Here is a 17209-nt window from a genome sequence, read left to right on the forward strand (position 1 = left end):
ATCTCACGCCTTCTTGTAGCGCTCGACCCATTGCCCATAGGCATTGATAAATTTTTGCAGGAACGGCCGGACCGACTCCGACGGTTGCCCCGCCTCGTCGAACGCACTGCCCGCGCCGCCCAGGTAAGCCTCCGGCTGTTGCATGCACGGCACGTCGAGGAACACCAGGGACTGGCGCAGATGGTGATTGGCACCGAACCCGCCAACCGCGCCCGGCGAGGCACTGATCACTGCCCCCGGCTTGCCGCTCCAGACACTTTTGCCATACGGCCGCGAACCGACGTCGATGGCATTCTTCAGGACCCCGGGCACCGAGCGGTTGTATTCCGGGGTGACGAACAGCACCGCATCGGTGGCCCTGACCTGATCGCGAAAGGTCGTGAAGGCGACCGGCGGCTCGCCTGCATCGAGGTCCTCACTGTAAAGTGGCAAATTGCCAATCTCGACGATCGTAAGCTTCAGGTTCGCCGGAGCGAGCGCGGTCAGGGCCAGTGCCACCTTGCGGTTGATCGATTGTTTTCTCAGGCTGCCGACCAGGACAGCGACCGTGTAGACGTTGCTCATGAGAACTCCCGACTTTCTGGGCAAAGGAACACTAGTTATAGATGATCGGCCGCCACTGCCCCGGCGATTTTGCCCGTCAGCACAGCGCCTTCCCCCCTCGTCCCCCCTGAATCCGCGGAGTGGCGGGACTATTTTTTCCCCGGCGCAAAACTTCCCCCGCCAAACCACGGTCTACTGAACCGTCAATCAAGTGTTCATTTCCAGAGGTTCTAAACAGATGGCCGCAGTACTCGTCGGACAATTCCATGCAAGGGATGCGGAAGGTCGCGTTTATTCCGTGCATGAATTCCAGGAATCCACGCCTTGCGCCGAAGGCCTGGCCGGCACGGAGCCCGTCACCACCTACAAACTGGCCATTGGCGATCGCGTCAACAAACTCGACGACAATTCATTCCTGCTGGTGCAAACCGGCGTCACCCTCACCCGTGAACCGGCGACCTCGAGCGCGCCTTCCTGATCCGGGACAACGGACACAGGCAGCCACCTGAAGTCATGCGCGCCGACTTGGGTTAGGATCAGTCCACTGACCTCCTCCCGGCTGGACACGGACTTCAAGCATGCGTTTACGCCATATCGAAGTAATCCAGGCCCTCCTGCAGACCGGCAACCTCGGCGCCGCCGCCGAGTTGCTGCAACTGCCAACGGCCACCGTCAGCGCGACGCTGCAAGACGCCGAGCAGCAGCTGGGGTTCCTGCTGTTCGCCAGCGTGCGCGGCCGGATGCAGGCGACCCGTGAAACCCGCGAACTGCAACCCCTGCTGCACCGCCTGTATGCGGAAATGGAACCGCTACGGCGACTGGCCAGCAGCCTGCGCCAGCATCAGGATCCCGCGTTGCGGGTGGTCTGCACCCCGACCCTGGCCCAACAGCTGTTGCCCCAGAGCCTGGCGGCCTTGCGCCGACGCTTTCGCGAAACCCCCTGCACCCTCGCCAGCCAGCACACCCGCGAGATCGTCCGCGGCTTGTTGCTGCGGGAGGTCGAGCTGGGCCTGAGCCTGCACAACCCCGATCACCCGCAGATCCACGCCCAGGCCCTGGCCGAGGGCAAGCTGCAATTACTCGCGCCGCACGGCTGGCTGCAACCCCGGCAGAAATACATCGCCCTGCAGGAGCTGGCCGGACAATCCATGGTCGGCCTGGAGGAGCAGGACACCCTGAGCCTGATGCTCGATGGCAAGCTGCAGGCCCTGCGGCCGGCGCCACTGGTGCAGACCCGGGTGCAGACCTACCAGATGATGCGCAGCATGGTGGAAGCCGGCGAGGGGCTGGCGATTGTCGATCCGTTCACGGCCGTCGGGGCCAGGGCCGGCGGGCTGGATGTCTGCCCGTTGTCGCCGGCCATCGGCGTCACCCTGTACGCCTTGACGCTCAAAGATCGCGAGCCGAGCGCCGCGCTGAAGGCCCTGCTGGAAATCGTCGGCGAAAAAGCCGTGGCGATGCTGCTCTGACCCGACCGCGCCTCAGGGCTGCCCGGCGAACAGCAGGTACCAGAAGATCGCCACTTCCGGGGTCTGCGCATCGATCCCGCGATAACGCAGATGATCGATACCGCCCAGCACATAGCCACAACGCTCATATAGGCGACAGGCCCCCAGGTTGTTGTTCTGGGTTTCCAGCATGACCCCCGGCAGGTTCTTCTTGTGGCTCCAGAAGCGCACCACATCCAGCAGCGCCCGGGCCACCCCGTGCCGCCGCGCCGAGGCGTCGACCGCCAGCTCGTCGACATGGGCAAAACCGTTCCAGTTGGTGCTGACCACCACATGACCCACCGCGCGACCGTCCAGATAGGCCATGAAGATCTCGCTGTCCACCGCCGCGCGATAGCTGGCGAACTCCTCGGGGTCGATGCCATAGCACTTGCGGTAGGGCGCCACCGGGACCAGCGGCCACTGATCGACCCGCTTGCCGATTTCGGCCAGGCCATGGGCCTTGACCTCAAAGCTGAAATCACTGCGCCAGATGTACTCGGAGAAACCGGCGTCAGCCACACGGACCGAAACTTCGGGATACTTCAGGTTCGTGACTAAATGCATTGGGCGAACCATCCTTAGACCTTGATAGCGCGGTACAGGATCAGCAGGGATACGTCAGGTCGGGAACATCCCGTCCCCGGACAGTGAGCCTCGGTGCACCGGCCCCTTCAGCTTAGAAGGTCAATCGCCGGTGCACAAAAGATCATCTGCGGGCCACTCAGTGGCGTTGGGACTCGGCTTCGGCCAGCTGGGTCCAGAGTGCCGGGGCACCGGCGGACTTGGCGATGGCCTCGAGGCGTGCGAGGTGTTCGGCGAGATCGCTTTCGCTGGCGCGAATGATCCGGGCCGGCTGGCGATCGGCCGGCAGGCGGCGGATTTCGCTGGCCTGGCTACCGGAGCCTTCACCGGAACCGTTGCCATCGCTGGCGTTGCCGGCCAGGGACAGGCTGGTCTGGCCACCGGTCATGGTCAGGTAGACGTCGGCGAGAATCTCCGAGTCGAGCAAGGCGCCGTGCAGTTCGCGACCGGAGTTGTCGACGCCGTAGCGTTTGCACAGGGCATCGAGGCTGTTGCGCTGTCCCGGGTGACGCTCCCGGGCCATCATCAGGGTGTCGAGGATGCTGCAGTGCCGGGTGATATCGGCCCGATCCTGCTGGCCCAGCAAGGCGAATTCGTTGTTGATGAAGCCCACGTCGAACGCCGCGTTGTGGATGATCAGCTGGGCGCCCTGGATGAATTCGAAGAATTCGTCGGCCACCTCGGCAAAACGCGGCTTGCCCACCAGGAATTCGTTGGTGATACCGTGCACGCCGATGGCGCCTTCGTCACTTTCCCGGTCCGGTTGCAGGTAGACGTGGAAATGCCGGCCGGTGAGGCGGCGGCCCATCAGTTCGACGCAGCCGATCTCGATGATCCGGTGACCATCGGTAACCGGCATGCCGGTGGTTTCGGTATCGAGCACCACGCTACGCATGTTTGATCCCCCGCACTTCATCCACGCCACGGTTGGCCAACTGGTCGGCACGCTCGTTGCCGTGATGACCGATATGCCCGCGCACCCACTTCCACTTCACCGTGTGGCGATTGACCTGCTCGTCGAGCAGTTGCCACAGGTCGGCGTTTTTCACCGGTTCCTTGGCCGCGGTCTTCCAACCGCGTTTCTTCCAGTTGACCATCCACTCGGTGATGCCTTTCATCACGTACTGCGAGTCGGTCACCAGCAGCACCTCGCAGGGACGCTTGAGCTCTTCGAGGCCACGAATCGCCCCCATCAGCTCCATGCGGTTGTTGGTGGTGTTGGCTTCGCCGCCCCAGAGTTCTTTCTCGACGCCCTTGCAGACCAGCAAGGCCCCCCAGCCGCCCGGGCCGGGATTGCCCTTGCAGGCGCCGTCGGTGAAGAGTTCAACGCTATCGCTCATTACAACCTTTCCATCGAAAATGACCCCGTGGCGCGCCGGTAACCGACCGACGCATCCCGGGCCGAGCACACTCGACCCCCAAGGAAGAAAGAAATTGGCTACTGTTCGCTTTGCCGCCGGTTGACCTTGGCCATCGGCAGCGGTACCAGCTTGCCGACCGGTTCGCGGCGCACCTGGCGCACGGGCCGCAGGCCCACCACGATCTTGCGCGCGACCAACAGATAGAAGCCGCCGCCCGACAGCTGCCAGCCACCGGCAACCCGCTCCCAGCCCGCCAGCCGCGCTTTCCAGGCGGCCGATGCCAGCGGCGGACGATAGCACCCGAAGCGGCGTTTCTCCAGCGCAAAGCCCAGCAGGTTGAGCCAGTCGGCGACCCGCGAGGGTGAAATGCAACGGGCCTTGCGCAGGGCGTCATGGGCAAACACATGACGCAAGCCCCAGGCGCTCCAGGGGTTGATGCCGAGGATCAGCAGGTGCCCGCCGGGACGCACGGCGGCGGCGGCCTCGCGCAGCAGGCCATGGGGCGACAGGCAGAAATCCAGGCCGTGCTGCAGCACCACCACATCGGCGGCATGTTCGCTCAGGGGCCAGGCCTGCTCCTCGCAGACGATTTCAACGCCCGGCAGCGGCGCACCGAGACGCACATTGCGGCGCACCTGCCCGGCTTGCGGGGGGGGCTCGGCCGACGGGCCGTAATGCACCAGGTAGCCGCCGAAATACCGCCCCAGCTCGTCCTCGAGCATGCGCCGCTCCTCGTCGAGCAGCAGTTGCCCCACGGGGCCGGACAGCCAGTCGCGGGCCGCACTGATCAGTGCCAGCCAGTCAGGATCAGCCTGAGCGAACGCTTTATCGGTCATTGCCTTCTCCAACTCGCCACAAGGGCGTCACAAGCACTAAGATGCGCCATAGTTTTGCGCTTGGGAATTGCACCATGATACAGATCGACGCGCTGCCCGCCTTCACCGACAACTACATCTGGTTGTTACAGGATATCGCCCGACACCGCTGCGCCGTGGTCGACCCGGGCGACGCCGCGCCGGTGCTGGCCTGGCTGGAACAGCATCCGGGCTGGCTGCTCGACGACATCCTGGTCACCCACCACCACCACGATCATGTCGGCGGTGTCGAACGCCTGAAACAGGCCACCGGTGCCCGCGTGCTGGGGCCGGCGAGCGAAGACATCCCGGCCCGCGACCTGGCGTTGAAGGACAACGACCACGTCACGGTGCTCGGCCTCGAATTCCAGGTGTTCGCCGTACCCGGCCATACCCTGGGGCATATCGCCTACTACCACGGGGATGACACGCGCCCGCTGCTGTTCTGCGGCGACACGCTGTTCGCCGCCGGCTGCGGCCGCCTGTTCGAGGGCACGCCCCAGCAGATGCACCATTCCCTGAGTCGACTGGCGGCACTGCCGGCGACGACCGGCGTGTACTGCACCCACGAGTACACCCTGAGCAACCTGCGCTTCGCCCAGGCGGTCGAGCCGAACAACCCGGATATTGCCAAGCGGTTGGAACAGGTCAGCCAATGGCGGGCCGAGGGACGCATCAGCCTGCCGTCGAACCTGGCCCTGGAATTGAAGACCAACCCGTTCCTGCGTGCCGGCGAAACATCTGTTAAAGAAAAAGCAGACGAACGGAACGGCCTCGACAACCACTCGCCGAGTGAGGTTTTTGCGGCCCTGCGCCGTTGGAAAGACAGCTTCTGATACCGGTGCGGGCGACGTCAAAAATCTGAATGGTTGACCGCACCCTGAGCGCTTTCTAGAATCGCCCGACATTTTTGCCCGGAACTCACTTCCAGCCAATGTCGTCATCCAACCGTAAATCCATCAATTCAGACGCATTGACGCGATTGGCTCAAGCTATCGCCGTGGCTGTGTCCGCCACCCTGGCGGGCTGTTCGAGTCTTCATCACCCCTCGGACGGCAACACCGAACTGACCCAGAATCTCAGCTCCCGGGTCAAGCAAAAACCGATCTGGCTCAACGAAAAGTCCAAGCCCACGCCGCCCCAGGATGTCTGGGAGCGCATGCGCCAGGGCTTCCAGTTGCAAGACGGCCTGGGCGTGAACCCGCGTATCGAGCAACAGCGCCTGTGGTTCGCCAGCAACCCCTCGTTCCTGGAAAACGCCAGCTCGCGCGGCAGCCTCTACATTCATTACATCGTCGAGCGCCTGGAAGAACGCAACATGCCGCTGGAGCTGGCGCTGTTGCCAGTGATCGAAAGCGCCTACAACCCGATGGCCTATTCCCGCGCCGATGCCGTAGGCCTGTGGCAGTTCATTCCGTCCACCGGGCGTTCTTTCAACCTGCGCCAGGACCGTTTCTACGACGGGCGCAAGGACATCACCGCCTCCACGATCGCGGCGATGAACTACCTGACCCGCCTGCACGACATGTTCAACGGCGACTGGCTGTTGGCCCTGGCAGCCTACAATGCCGGCGAAGGCACAATCAGCCGGGCCATCGAGCGCAATGAAAAGCTCGGCCTGCCCACCGACTACTGGAACCTGCCGCTGCCCCAGGAAACCCGCGACTACGTGCCCAAGCTGCTGGCCCTGTCGCAGGTGGTCATGGCCCCCGAAGCCTACGGCGTGAACCTGAACCCGATCGCCAACGAACCGTATTTCGCCACCGTCGAAGTCAACCAGCCGATGGACCTGAGCCGGGTCGCGGCCCTGGCCGAGATCGACGAAGACGAGATGATCCAGCTCAATCCGGCCTTCAAGCAGAAAGCCACGACGGACGGCCCGCAACACCTGCTGGTGCCCAGCTCCAAGGCGCAACTGCTGACCGCCAACCTGTCGCGGATGAAACCCGAGGAACTGATCAGCCTGCGGCCGAAGAAGCCGGTGTTCGAATCCCTCGCCGGCAATCCGCCTGCGCGCCTGACCCGCCGCTACAAGGTGAAGCGCGGCGACAGCCTGGCCTCGATTGCCAAGGCCAACCGGGTCGACGCCAAGGACCTGCAACACTGGAACAAGCTGTCGGGGCACCATCTCAAGGTCGGCCAGACCCTGGTCATGCAGGACAACATCAAGGGCGCGGCCGGCAAGAAGGCTGCCACCACCTACAAGGTGCAGAAAGGCGATTCGCTGTATATCGTCGCCAAGCGCTTCAACGTCGAGATGCAACACCTCAAGCGCCTCAACCCACGCACCGGCCAGGCGCTCAAGCCGGGGCAGATCCTCACGGTCTCCCAGCCACGCTGATAGCCCTACACCGTTCCCCTTGTAGGAGCCGGCTTGCTGGTTTCCACACAGGAATCGCGTCCACTCAGCAGCGCCTTTTTCCACCCGATACAAGCTGTTAAGGTACTGGCCTATAGCCCAAGTCGCCTGGATCGGATCTCTGCCTTGACGCGTCCCCTCCTCCTGCTGTTCCTCAGCCTGGCCTTGGTCTCTCCCGCAAGCGCGACGATCAGCGAAAGCCATGGTTATGCGCAGTTCGGCACACTCAAGTACCCCGCCAGCTTCACCCACTTCGACTGGGTCAACCCCGACGCCCCCAAAGGCGGTACCTTGCGGGTGATGGCGTTCGGCACCTTCGACACCCTCAACCCCTACACCATCAAGGGCACCAGCCCGGTCACGACGCCCAACTTCCTGCAATACGGCGTCAACGAACTCAATGCGACCCTGATGGCCGGCACCGGCCAGTACGCCCCCTCGGGGGATGAGCCGAACGCCAGCTACGGCCTGATCGCCCAGTCGGTGGAATACAGCGAAGACCGCAGCTGGGTGGTGTTCAACCTGCGTCCCGAGGCGCGCTTCCACGACGGCACGCCGATTACCGCCTACGACGTGGCCTTTTCCTACCGCCTGCTGCTCAAGGAAGGCCACCCGCAATACCGTACCAGCCTGCAGGAAGTATCCAGGGTCGACGTGCTCACGCCCCAGCGGATCCGCTTCGTGTTCAAGCGTTCGGGCAATCCTCTGCTGATCCTGCGCCTGGGTGAACTGCCGGTACTGGCGCAACACTATTGGCAAGGTCGCGACTTCACCGCCACCACCTTCGACCCTCCCCTGGGCAGCGGCCCCTATCGCATCACCCAGGTGCAGCCCGGCCACCGGCTGGTCTTTGAACGGGTCAGGAACTGGTGGGGCGAAAACCTGCCGGTCAATCGCGGCAAATACAACTTCGACCGGGTCGAAGTGGAGTTCTATCGCGACAGCGACATCGCCTTCGAGGCGTTCAAGGCCGGTGAGTTCGATATCTATATCGAACACCAGGCCAAGAACTGGGCCAACGGCTACCGCTTCCCGGCCGTCGAGCGCGGCGAGGTGATCAAGGCACAGATCGCCCACCGGATCCCGACCCAGACCCAGGGCCTGTTCATGAACTGCCGCCGTGCCAGCTTCGCCCAGGACAAGGTGCGCGAAGCCCTGGGCCTGATGTTCGACTTCGAATGGACCAACCGCACCCTGTTCGGCGGGGCCTACCAGCGGGCCATGAGCTTCTATCCCAACAGCGAGTTTTCCGCCAACGGCGTTCCGGCCGGCCAGGAATGGTTGCTGCTCGCCCCATACCGCGAACAACTGCCGGCCCGGCTGTTCAGCGAACCCTTCAGCCTGCCGCGGACCGACGGTCGCGGCATCCCCCGCGAGACCTTGCGCCGCGCCCTCGCCCTGCTTGGCGAAGCCGGCTGGAAACTGGACGGCCAGCGCCTGCTGGACAAGAACGGACAGCCCTTGCGGTTTGAAATACTGCTGGTCAATCCGAGCCTGGAACGGATTCTCCAGCCCTACGTCGAAAACCTCGCGAGCCTGGGTATAGACGCCCGCTTGCGAACAGTGGATCGTGCCCAGTACAAACAACGTCTCGACCAGTTCGATTTCGACATGATCCTGATGACCCTGGACCAGACCCTCAGCCCGGGACTCGAGCAGTGGCAGTACTTCCATTCCAGCCAGGCCGGCGTCAAGGGCAGCAAGAATTATGCGGGGGTCGCCAGCCCGGTGGTCGACCACCTGCTCGACGCTCTGCTGGCGGCCAGGACCAGGGACGAGCAACTGGCCGCCGGCCGCGCCCTGGACCGGGTATTGCTCTGGCAACACATCATGATTCCCAACTGGTACCTTGACTATCATCGCCTGGCCTACCGCAACCGGTTCGCCTTCGTGACCACACCGCCGTACACCCTGGGCCTGAGCGCCTGGTGGATGAAAGCTTCGGAGAAAGCCCAATGAGGTTTGCGCGTACCCTGTTCCTGTCCGCCGGCGGCCTGCTGTTCAGCGCCCTGGCCGGCACCGCCGTCGCCGCCCCGCAACATGCCCTGACGCTCTACAACGAACCGCCGAAATACCCGGCCGATTTCCGCCATTTCGACTTCGTCAACCCCGACGCGCCCAAGGGCGGCACCTTCCGCCAATCGACCATGGGCGGTTTCGACAGCCTCAACCCCTTCATCACCAAGGGCGTACCGGCCGACGGGCTCGACCTGATCTACGACACCCTGATGCGCCATGGCCTCGACGAGCCCTTCACCGAATACGGCCTGGTGGCGGAAAAAATCGAAAAGGCCCCGGACAACAGCTGGGTGCGCTTTTACCTGCGCCCCGAGGCACGCTTCCACGACGGCCACCCCATGCGCGCCGAAGACGTGGTGTTCAGTTTCCAGACCCTGATCAAGGATGGCGCACCGCTGTACCGGACCTACTACGCCGATGTCGACGAGGCCATCGCCGAAGACCCGCTGCGGGTGCTGTTCAAGTTCAAGCGCACCACCAACCGCGAACTGCCGCTGATCCTCGGCCAGCTGCCGGTGCTGCCCAAGCACTGGTGGGCCAACCGCGACTTCAACAAGGGCAACCTGGAACTGCCCCTCGGCAGCGGGCCGTACAAGCTGGCCGAGGTCAAGGCCGGACGCTCGGTACGCTATGAGCGCGTCAAGGACTACTGGGCCAAGGACCTGCCGGTCAACCGCGGTTTCTACAACTTCGATTTCATGACCCTGGATGACTACCGTGACAACACGGTGGCCCTGGAAGCTCTCAAGGCCGGGCAGTTCGATTACTGGCTGGAGAACAGCGCCAAGAACTGGGCCAATGCCTACAACACCCCCGCCGTCGCACAGGGTCGGCTGATCAAGGAGCAGATCCCCAATCGCAATCCGACGGGCATGCAGGGTTTTGTCTACAACCTGCGCAAACCGATGTTCCAGGATATCCGCGTGCGCGAGGCCCTGAGCCTGCTGTTCGACTTCGAGTGGACCAACAAGCAGCTGTTCAACGGCGCCTACCACCGCACCCGCAGTTATTTCGAAAACTCCGAAATGGCCGCCACGGGCCTGCCGGACGCCGAACAATTAGCCATCCTCGAGCCGCTGCGGGGGCGGATTCCCGAACAAGTCTTCAGCCAGGCCTTCGAACCCTCGGTGTGTGACGCCAGCGGCATGATTCGCCCGCAACAACGCCGCGCCTACCAGCTGTTGCTGGAGGCCGGCTGGCGCATCGTCGACGACAAGATGGTCGACGCCCAGGGCAAGCCGGTGAGCATCGAATTCCTGCTGACCCAGACCGATTTCGAACGCGTGCTGCTGCCGTTCAAGCGTAACCTCGCGGACCTTGGCATCGACCTGGTGATTCGTCGGGTCGATGTCTCCCAGTACATCAACCGCCTGCGCTCCCGGGACTTCGACATGGTCGTCGGCAGCTTCCCGCAGTCCAACTCACCGGGCAACGAACAACGGGAATTCTGGAAGTCTTCCAGCGCCGACAAACCCGGCAGCCGCAACCTCATGGGCCTGAAGGACCCGGCCGTGGATGAACTGGTGGAAGCGCTGATCGATTCCGACTCCCGGCAGAGCCTGGTGGAACATGCCCGTGCCCTGGACCGGGTGCTGCAATGGGGCTACTACGTGATCCCCAACTGGCACATCAAGACCTGGCGCGTGGCCTACTGGGACCATATCGGCCACCCGAAAGTCTCGCCGGCCTACGATATCGGCCTCTACACCTGGTGGATCAAGCCGGATGCCAAGCCGGCGGTATCGCCGCCAACCGACAGCACGAGCGCGGAGCAATAAGATGCTGGCCTATATTTTTCGCCGATTGCTACTGATCATCCCGACCCTGTTCGGCATCCTGTTGATCAATTTCGTGATCATCCAGGCCGCGCCCGGCGGCCCCGTGGAGCAGATGATCGCCAAGATCGAGGGCTTCGAAGGCGCCACCAGCCGGATCGCCGGCGGCGGTGCGGAAGTCTCGGTGGCCGGCTCCAACTACCGCGGCGCCCAGGGCCTGGACCCGGCGCTGATCAAGGAAATCGAGCACATGTACGGCTTCGACAAGTCGGCGCCGGAACGCCTGTGGATCATGATCAAGAACTACGCGACCCTGGACTTCGGCAACAGTTTCTTTCGCGATGCCAAGGTCGTCGACCTGATCAAGGAAAAACTGCCGGTGTCCATTTCCCTGGGGCTCTGGAGCACCCTGATCATGTACCTGGTCTCCATTCCCCTGGGCATCGCCAAGGCTACCCGCCACGGCAGTCATTTCGATGTCTGGACCAGTTCGGCGATCATCGTCGGCTATGCGATTCCGGCGTTCCTGTTCGCCATCCTGCTGGTCGTGGTGTTCGCCGGCGGCAGCTACCTGAACTGGTTCCCCTTGCGCGGGCTGACCTCGAACAACTTCGAGCAGTTGAGCCTCGGCGGCAAGGTCCTCGACTACTTCTGGCACCTGGCGCTGCCGGTCACCGCCCTGGTCATCGGCAACTTCGCCACCATGACCCTGCTGACCAAGAACAGCTTCCTCGATGAAATCAACAAGCTGTACGTGATCACCGCCAAGGCCAAGGGCCTGACCCAGCGTCGCGTGCTCTATGGCCACGTGTTCCGCAACGCCATGCTGCTGGTCATCGCCGGTTTTCCCTCGGCCTTCATCGGCATCTTCTTCACCGGTTCCCTGTTGGTGGAAGTGATCTTCTCCCTCGACGGCATGGGCCTGATGAGCTTCGAAGCGGCCATCAACCGCGATTACCCGATCGTCTTCGGCACCCTGTTCATCTTCACCCTGCTGGGGCTGGTGGTGAAACTGATCGGCGACCTCACCTACACCCTGGTCGATCCGCGCATCGACTTCGAACATCGGGAGCATTGAGATGCAGTTATCCCCCCTCAATCGCCGACGTTTCGAACGGTTCAAGGCCAACAAACGCGGCTGGTGGTCGCTGTGGCTGTTCCTGGTGCTGTTCGGCCTGAGCCTGGGTGCCGAACTGATCGCCAACGACAAGCCGTTGGTGGTGCACTACGACGGCGGCTGGTACTTCCCGGCCCTCAAGCGTTATCCGGAAACCACTTTCGGCGGCGAATTCCCGCTGGAAGCCAACTACAAGAGCCCCTATATCCGCGAACTGCTCAAGGCCAAGGACGCCTGGACCCTGTGGGCGCCGATTCCGTTCAGCTATCAGAGCATCAACTACGACCTGCGCGTCCCGGCCCCCGCCCCGCCTTCGGCGGACAACCTGCTGGGCACCGACGACCAGGGCCGTGACGTGCTCGCCCGGGTGATCTACGGCTTCCGGATCTCGGTGCTGTTCGCCCTGACCCTGACCGTGCTCAGTTCCATCATCGGCGTCAGCGCCGGTGCGTTGCAGGGCTTCTACGGCGGCTGGGTCGACCTGGCCGGCCAGCGCTTCCTGGAAATCTGGTCCGGGCTGCCGGTGCTCTACCTGCTGATCATCCTCGCCAGCTTCGTCCAGCCGAACTTCTGGTGGTTGCTGGGGATCATGCTGCTGTTTTCCTGGATGAGCCTGGTGGACGTGGTGCGCGCCGAGTTCCTGCGCGGGCGCAACCTGGAATATGTGCGTGCGGCCCGGGCCCTGGGCATGCAGAACGGCGCGATCATGTTCCGCCATATCCTGCCCAACGCCATGGTCTCGACCATGACCTTCATGCCGTTCATCCTCACCGGTGCCATCGGTACCCTGACCGCCCTGGATTTCCTCGGCTTCGGCCTGCCGGCCGGCTCGCCGTCCCTGGGCGAACTGGTGGCCCAGGGCAAATCCAATCTGCAGGCACCCTGGCTGGGCATGAGCGCGTTCGCCGTGCTGGCCTTGATGCTCAGCCTGCTGGTGTTTATCGGCGAGTCCGCTCGCGATGCCTTCGACCCGAGGAAGTAAGATGAATCAGGACAATCTGATCGAAGTACGCGACCTCTCGGTGGAGTTCGTGGTCGGTGAGCAGCGCCAGCGGGTGGTGGAGAACGTCAGCTTCGATATCCGCCGTGGCGAAACCCTGGCCCTGGTGGGCGAAAGTGGCTCGGGCAAGTCGGTCACCGCGCACTCGATCCTGCGTCTGCTGCCCTATCCCCTGGCCCATCACCCCAGCGGGACGATCCAGTATTCCGGCCAGGACCTGCTGACCCTCACCGAGAAGACCATCCGCCACATCCGTGGCAATCGCATCGCGATGATCTTCCAGGAGCCGATGACCTCGCTGAACCCACTGCACTCCATCGAGAAGCAGATCAACGAAGTGCTCGGCATCCACAAGGGCCTGAGCGGCAAGGTCGCCACCCGGCGCACCCTGGAGCTGCTGGAGCTGGTCGGCATCCCCGAGCCGCACAAGCGCCTCAAGGCCCTGCCCCACGAGCTCTCGGGCGGCCAGCGCCAGCGCGTGATGATCGCCATGGCCCTGGCCAACGAACCGGAGCTGCTGATCGCCGACGAGCCGACCACCGCCCTCGACGTCACGGTGCAGCTGAAAATCCTCGAATTGCTCAAGGAGCTGCAGGCGCGCCTGGGCATGGCCCTGCTGCTGATCAGCCACGACCTCAACCTGGTCAGCCGGATCGCCCAACGCGTGTGCGTCATGCAGCGCGGTCGCATCGTCGAACAGGCCGACTGCGAAGCCTTGTTCCAGGCCCCGCAACATCCCTACACCTGTGAACTGCTCAGCGCCGAACCCCGTGGCGAACCGGCCCGTACCGAGGCCGGTGAGCCGCTGCTGGAGGTGCAGGACCTCAAGGTCTGGTTCCCCATCAAGAAAGGCCTGCTGCGCAGCACCGTGGACCATGTGAAGGCCGTGGATGGCATCCACTTCAGCCTGCCCCGAGGCCAGACCCTGGGAATCGTCGGCGAAAGCGGCTCGGGCAAATCCACCCTAGGGCTGGCGATCCTGCGACTGATCGGCAGTCAAGGCGATATCCGTTTCGAAGGCCAATCCTTGAACCGCCTGTCCCAGCACCAGGTCAGGCCGTTGCGGCGGGAGATGCAGGTGGTGTTCCAGGACCCGTTCGGCAGCCTCAGCCCGCGCATGTGCGTCAGCGAGATTATCGGCGAAGGCCTGCGGATCCATAAGATCGGCAATCAACAGGAGCAGGAAGCAGCGATCATCGCTGCGCTGAAAGAGGTGGGCCTGGATCCGGAAACCCGCCATCGCTATCCCCACGAGTTCTCCGGCGGGCAACGTCAGCGTATCGCCATTGCCCGGGCGCTGGTGCTCAAGCCCGCGCTGATCCTGCTCGACGAGCCGACCTCGGCCCTCGACCGCACGGTGCAGCGCCAGATCGTCGAACTGCTGCGCTCGTTGCAGATCAAGTACGGCCTGACCTACCTGTTCATCAGCCATGACCTGGCGGTGGTCAAGGCATTGAGTCACAAGCTGATGGTGGTCAAGCATGGCAAGGCCGTCGAACAAGGCGAGGCGAAGGACATCTTTGCCGCGCCGCAGCACCCTTATACAAAGCAGTTGCTGAAAGCGGCCTTCCTCGTCCCAGACGCGAGCCCGCTGTAGGGGGCTCGGCCGACAGCCCTGCCGAGCCCTTGAGTACAAGGTCCCGGCAATAAAAAAGACCGCTCGATGAGCGGTCTTTTTTGTACGACGGGTGTTGGCCGAATCAATCGCCTCAGAAGCGCTTGATGTCCGCCTGGCCTTCCAACTGCTTGCGGTACGCCGCGAAGTCCTGCTGACCGGCACGGGACGCGAGGAAGCGACGATAGGACGCCTTCTCTTGTTCGCTTGGCGCGGCGCCTTCGCTCACACCTTTCAGGCTCACGAGCACCAGGCTACCATCGGCCAGGGTCACGGTGCTGAAGGTCGGCTTGTCCTTGGCCTCAGGCTTGGGCATGCGGAACAGCGCTTGCAGCACCGCCGGATCGACCCCTTCCTGACCACGGGTAACGGCTTCCTGGGTTTTCCAGGCCTGGCCGGCCGGCAGCGGCTTACCCGCACGCAGACTGGCGATCAGCTCGTCAGCCTTGACCTTGGCCGCCGCGGTGGCGTGCTCCTTGGTCAATTGCTTGCGAATCGCGGCATCCACGCTGGCCAGCAGCAGTTGCTCGGGCTTGTGGTGTTCCTTGACCCGCAACACTATCACGGTATCCGGATCCAGGTCGATGGCGGTGCTGTTGGCACCGTCATCCAGCACTTCCGAACTGAACGCCGCGGTCACCACGGCACGGTTCGCCGCCACACCCTCGCCGCCTTCACGACCGAACGGCGCGGAGGTCTGTACCTTCAGGTTCAGGTCCTGGGCCGGCTGAGCCAGATCGGAGGCTTCGAACGAGGCGTCTTCGAGCTGCTTGGTCGCCTCGACGAAACGCTGTTCCACCTGCTGGGTTTTCAGCTCGCGGGTCAACTTGTCCTTCAGGCTGGCGAAGGTCGGCACCTGCGGTGCCTCGACGCCCAGCAGCTTGATCAGGTGATAACCGAACTCGCTGCGCACCGGTGTCGACACCTGGTCCTTGGTCAAGGCATACAGCGCCTTCTCGAAGGCCGGGTCATACACGCCTGGACCGGCGAAACCCAGGTCACCACCATGGGCGGCCGAACCCGGGTCCTGGGAGAACTCCTTCGCCAGGGCATCGAAATGCTCACCCTTGGCCAGGCGCTGCTGGATCTCTTCGATCTTCGCCTTGGCCTGGGCGTCGCTCACCTTGTCATTCACTTCGATCAGAATGTGCGCGGCCCGACGCTGCTCGGCGAGGTTCGCGGTTTCTTTCTTGTACAGTGCCTGCAGGTCTTCGTCCTTGACGCTGACCTGGTCGAAGAACGACGACTTCTTGAGCTCCAGGTAGTCGACGACCACCTGATCCGGCGTCATGAACTCCTTGGCGTGCTGGTCGTAGTGAGCCTTGACCTCGTCATCGGTCAGCTTGACCGCCGACAGGTCGATCGGGACGTTCAGCGAGGCGAAATCGCGGGTCTGCTTTTCCAGGCGGGCAAAGGCCAGCACCTGTGCATCGGTGACGAAACCACTGCCCGCCAAGCCGGCACGGACCTGGCCGATCAGCATTTCCTGGGCCAGCATCTGGCGGAATTGCAGGCGACCATAGCCCAACTGACGAATCACCTGGTCGAAACGATCGGAGCTGAACTTGCCGTCCACCTGGAATTCAGGGGTTTGCAGGATCACCTGGTCCAGAGCGCCCTCGGAGAAAGCGAACTTCGACTTCTCGGCCCCCTGAAGCAGCAGCTTGCGGTCGATCAGCCCCTTGAGGGCGGATTCGCGCAGCATTTTCTCATCCAGCAACGAGGCGTCGAAATCCTTGCCCAACTGTTGCATGAGCTGGCGACGTTGCATGTCGACCGCCTGGCTCAGCTCGGTCAGGGTGATCTCGTCACCGTTGACCTTGGCCGCGTCCTGGCTGGTGGAGGTGGCCCGGAAAATGGCATCGAAACCGGTCAGCGCCATCAATGCGACGACGACCCCGATGATGGTCTTGGCAATCCAGCCTTGTGAATTGTCCCTGATATTTTGCAGCATGCTTCCCCCAGAAACGGTTGAACTTCAAGGTGGGCAACCGTGGAGCGTGGGTAGAGTCCGGATAGAAGAAAGGCGCATCCGAGGATGCGCCTTCTCGTAACTGACGGAACGGATGAGGGCTCGAATACGCGTCCCTCGGCGTGTCAGGCCGGCCCCGAAAGGACCTTGGCCGACCGCTTCACCGCTCCGCGGCCAGATCAGGCATGAACCCGACCCGGATAGGCAAAGGCTTGAACGAATGTCAGTTGACAGCTTCTTTCAGTGCTTTACCGGCTTTGAAACCTGGTTTTTTGGCTGCGGCGATTTCCAGCGTCTTACCGGTCTGAGGGTTACGACCGATGCGAGCAGGACGGTCGGTCACGGAGAAAGTGCCGAAACCTACCAGTACAACGGAGTCGCCAGCCTTCAGAGCGCCAGTGACGGATTCGATGACTGCGTCCAGCGCACGGCCAGCAGCAGCTTTCGGGATATCAGCGGATGCAGCGATAGCATCAATCAGTTCCGACTTGTTCACTCTAAGTCCCCTTATATCTATTGAGT

At 63.1% G+C, this 17209-nt stretch carries 16 protein-coding genes; 9 read left to right on the forward strand and 7 right to left on the reverse strand.

The window, feature by feature from the left end:
• Positions 1–3: 3 nt before the first annotated feature.
• The gene (locus tag UCMB321_RS00835; RefSeq protein WP_040063102.1) at positions 4–564 is read right to left on the reverse strand and encodes an NADPH-dependent FMN reductase; all 561 of its coding nucleotides are present in this window, start codon (positions 562–564) and stop codon (positions 4–6) included.
• Positions 565–781: 217 nt separating this feature from the next.
• On the opposite strand from UCMB321_RS00835, the gene UCMB321_RS00840 reads away from it, so the two are divergent.
• The gene (locus UCMB321_RS00840) at positions 782–1021 is read left to right on the forward strand and encodes a hypothetical protein (protein ID WP_040063104.1); all 240 of its coding nucleotides are present in this window, start codon (positions 782–784) and stop codon (positions 1019–1021) included.
• A gap of 100 nt (positions 1022–1121) precedes the next feature.
• Positions 1122–2012 (forward strand): LysR family transcriptional regulator, encoded by an 891-nt coding sequence (locus UCMB321_RS00845; protein ID WP_040063105.1) that lies wholly within the window; start codon positions 1122–1124, stop codon positions 2010–2012.
• Positions 2013–2024: 12 nt separating this feature from the next.
• Here UCMB321_RS00845 and UCMB321_RS00850 read toward each other — a convergent pair whose 3' ends face one another.
• The 4 genes from UCMB321_RS00850 to UCMB321_RS00865 form a co-directional block, all read right to left on the reverse strand.
• Positions 2025–2597, reverse strand: a complete 573-nt coding sequence (locus UCMB321_RS00850; RefSeq protein WP_040063106.1) for a GNAT family N-acetyltransferase — start codon at positions 2595–2597, stop codon at positions 2025–2027.
• A 157-nt stretch (positions 2598–2754) separates the two neighbouring features.
• The gene (dnaQ, locus tag UCMB321_RS00855) at positions 2755–3510 is read right to left on the reverse strand and encodes a DNA polymerase III subunit epsilon (RefSeq protein ID WP_040063108.1); all 756 of its coding nucleotides are present in this window, start codon (positions 3508–3510) and stop codon (positions 2755–2757) included.
• Complete coding sequence (rnhA, locus tag UCMB321_RS00860; protein WP_040063111.1) at positions 3503–3955, reverse strand: ribonuclease HI; 453 nt, start codon at positions 3953–3955, stop codon at positions 3503–3505. Before rnhA ends, dnaQ begins: the two co-directional genes overlap by 8 nt.
• A 98-nt stretch (positions 3956–4053) precedes the next feature.
• Positions 4054–4812 carry a methyltransferase domain-containing protein gene (locus UCMB321_RS00865; RefSeq protein WP_040063112.1) on the reverse strand — a complete coding sequence of 253 codons (759 nt, stop codon included), beginning with the start codon at positions 4810–4812 and terminating at the stop codon, positions 4054–4056.
• Between the two features lie 74 nt (positions 4813–4886).
• Here UCMB321_RS00865 and gloB point away from each other — a divergent pair, with 74 nt between their 5' ends.
• From gloB to UCMB321_RS00900, 7 genes are all read left to right on the forward strand, one after another.
• Positions 4887–5666 (forward strand): hydroxyacylglutathione hydrolase, encoded by a 780-nt coding sequence (gloB, locus tag UCMB321_RS00870; protein ID WP_040063113.1) that lies wholly within the window; start codon positions 4887–4889, stop codon positions 5664–5666.
• 98 nt (positions 5667–5764) lie between these two features.
• Positions 5765–7171 carry a transglycosylase SLT domain-containing protein gene (locus UCMB321_RS00875; RefSeq protein WP_040063114.1) on the forward strand — a complete coding sequence of 469 codons (1407 nt, stop codon included), beginning with the start codon at positions 5765–5767 and terminating at the stop codon, positions 7169–7171.
• A gap of 144 nt (positions 7172–7315) precedes the next feature.
• Positions 7316–9148, forward strand: a complete 1833-nt coding sequence (locus UCMB321_RS00880) for an extracellular solute-binding protein (protein ID WP_040063115.1) — start codon at positions 7316–7318, stop codon at positions 9146–9148.
• Positions 9145–10986 carry an extracellular solute-binding protein gene (locus UCMB321_RS00885; protein WP_040063116.1) on the forward strand — a complete coding sequence of 614 codons (1842 nt, stop codon included), beginning with the start codon at positions 9145–9147 and terminating at the stop codon, positions 10984–10986. The genes UCMB321_RS00880 and UCMB321_RS00885 overlap by 4 nt, the downstream gene beginning before the upstream one ends.
• 1 nt (position 10987) lies before the next feature.
• Positions 10988–12061 carry a microcin C ABC transporter permease YejB gene (locus UCMB321_RS00890; RefSeq protein ID WP_040063117.1) on the forward strand — a complete coding sequence of 358 codons (1074 nt, stop codon included), beginning with the start codon at positions 10988–10990 and terminating at the stop codon, positions 12059–12061.
• A 1-nt stretch (position 12062) separates the two neighbouring features.
• On the forward strand, positions 12063–13082 hold the full coding sequence (locus tag UCMB321_RS00895; RefSeq protein WP_040063118.1) for an ABC transporter permease: 1020 nt from the start codon (positions 12063–12065) through the stop codon (positions 13080–13082).
• Between the two features lies 1 nt (position 13083).
• A complete protein-coding gene (locus tag UCMB321_RS00900) occupies positions 13084–14697 on the forward strand; it encodes an ABC transporter ATP-binding protein (RefSeq protein WP_040063119.1) in 1614 nt (537 codons plus the stop codon).
• A 112-nt stretch (positions 14698–14809) separates the two neighbouring features.
• On the opposite strand, the gene UCMB321_RS00905 is transcribed toward UCMB321_RS00900, so the two are convergent.
• Complete coding sequence (locus UCMB321_RS00905; protein ID WP_040063120.1) at positions 14810–16669, reverse strand: SurA N-terminal domain-containing protein; 1860 nt, start codon at positions 16667–16669, stop codon at positions 14810–14812.
• Between the two features lie 241 nt (positions 16670–16910).
• Positions 16911–17183, reverse strand: a complete 273-nt coding sequence (locus tag UCMB321_RS29630) for an HU family DNA-binding protein (RefSeq protein ID WP_002552737.1) — start codon at positions 17181–17183, stop codon at positions 16911–16913.
• Positions 17184–17209 lie beyond the last annotated feature (26 nt).

Source organism: Pseudomonas batumici (genome assembly GCF_000820515.1).
GTDB lineage: Bacteria > Pseudomonadota > Gammaproteobacteria > Pseudomonadales > Pseudomonadaceae > Aquipseudomonas > Aquipseudomonas batumici.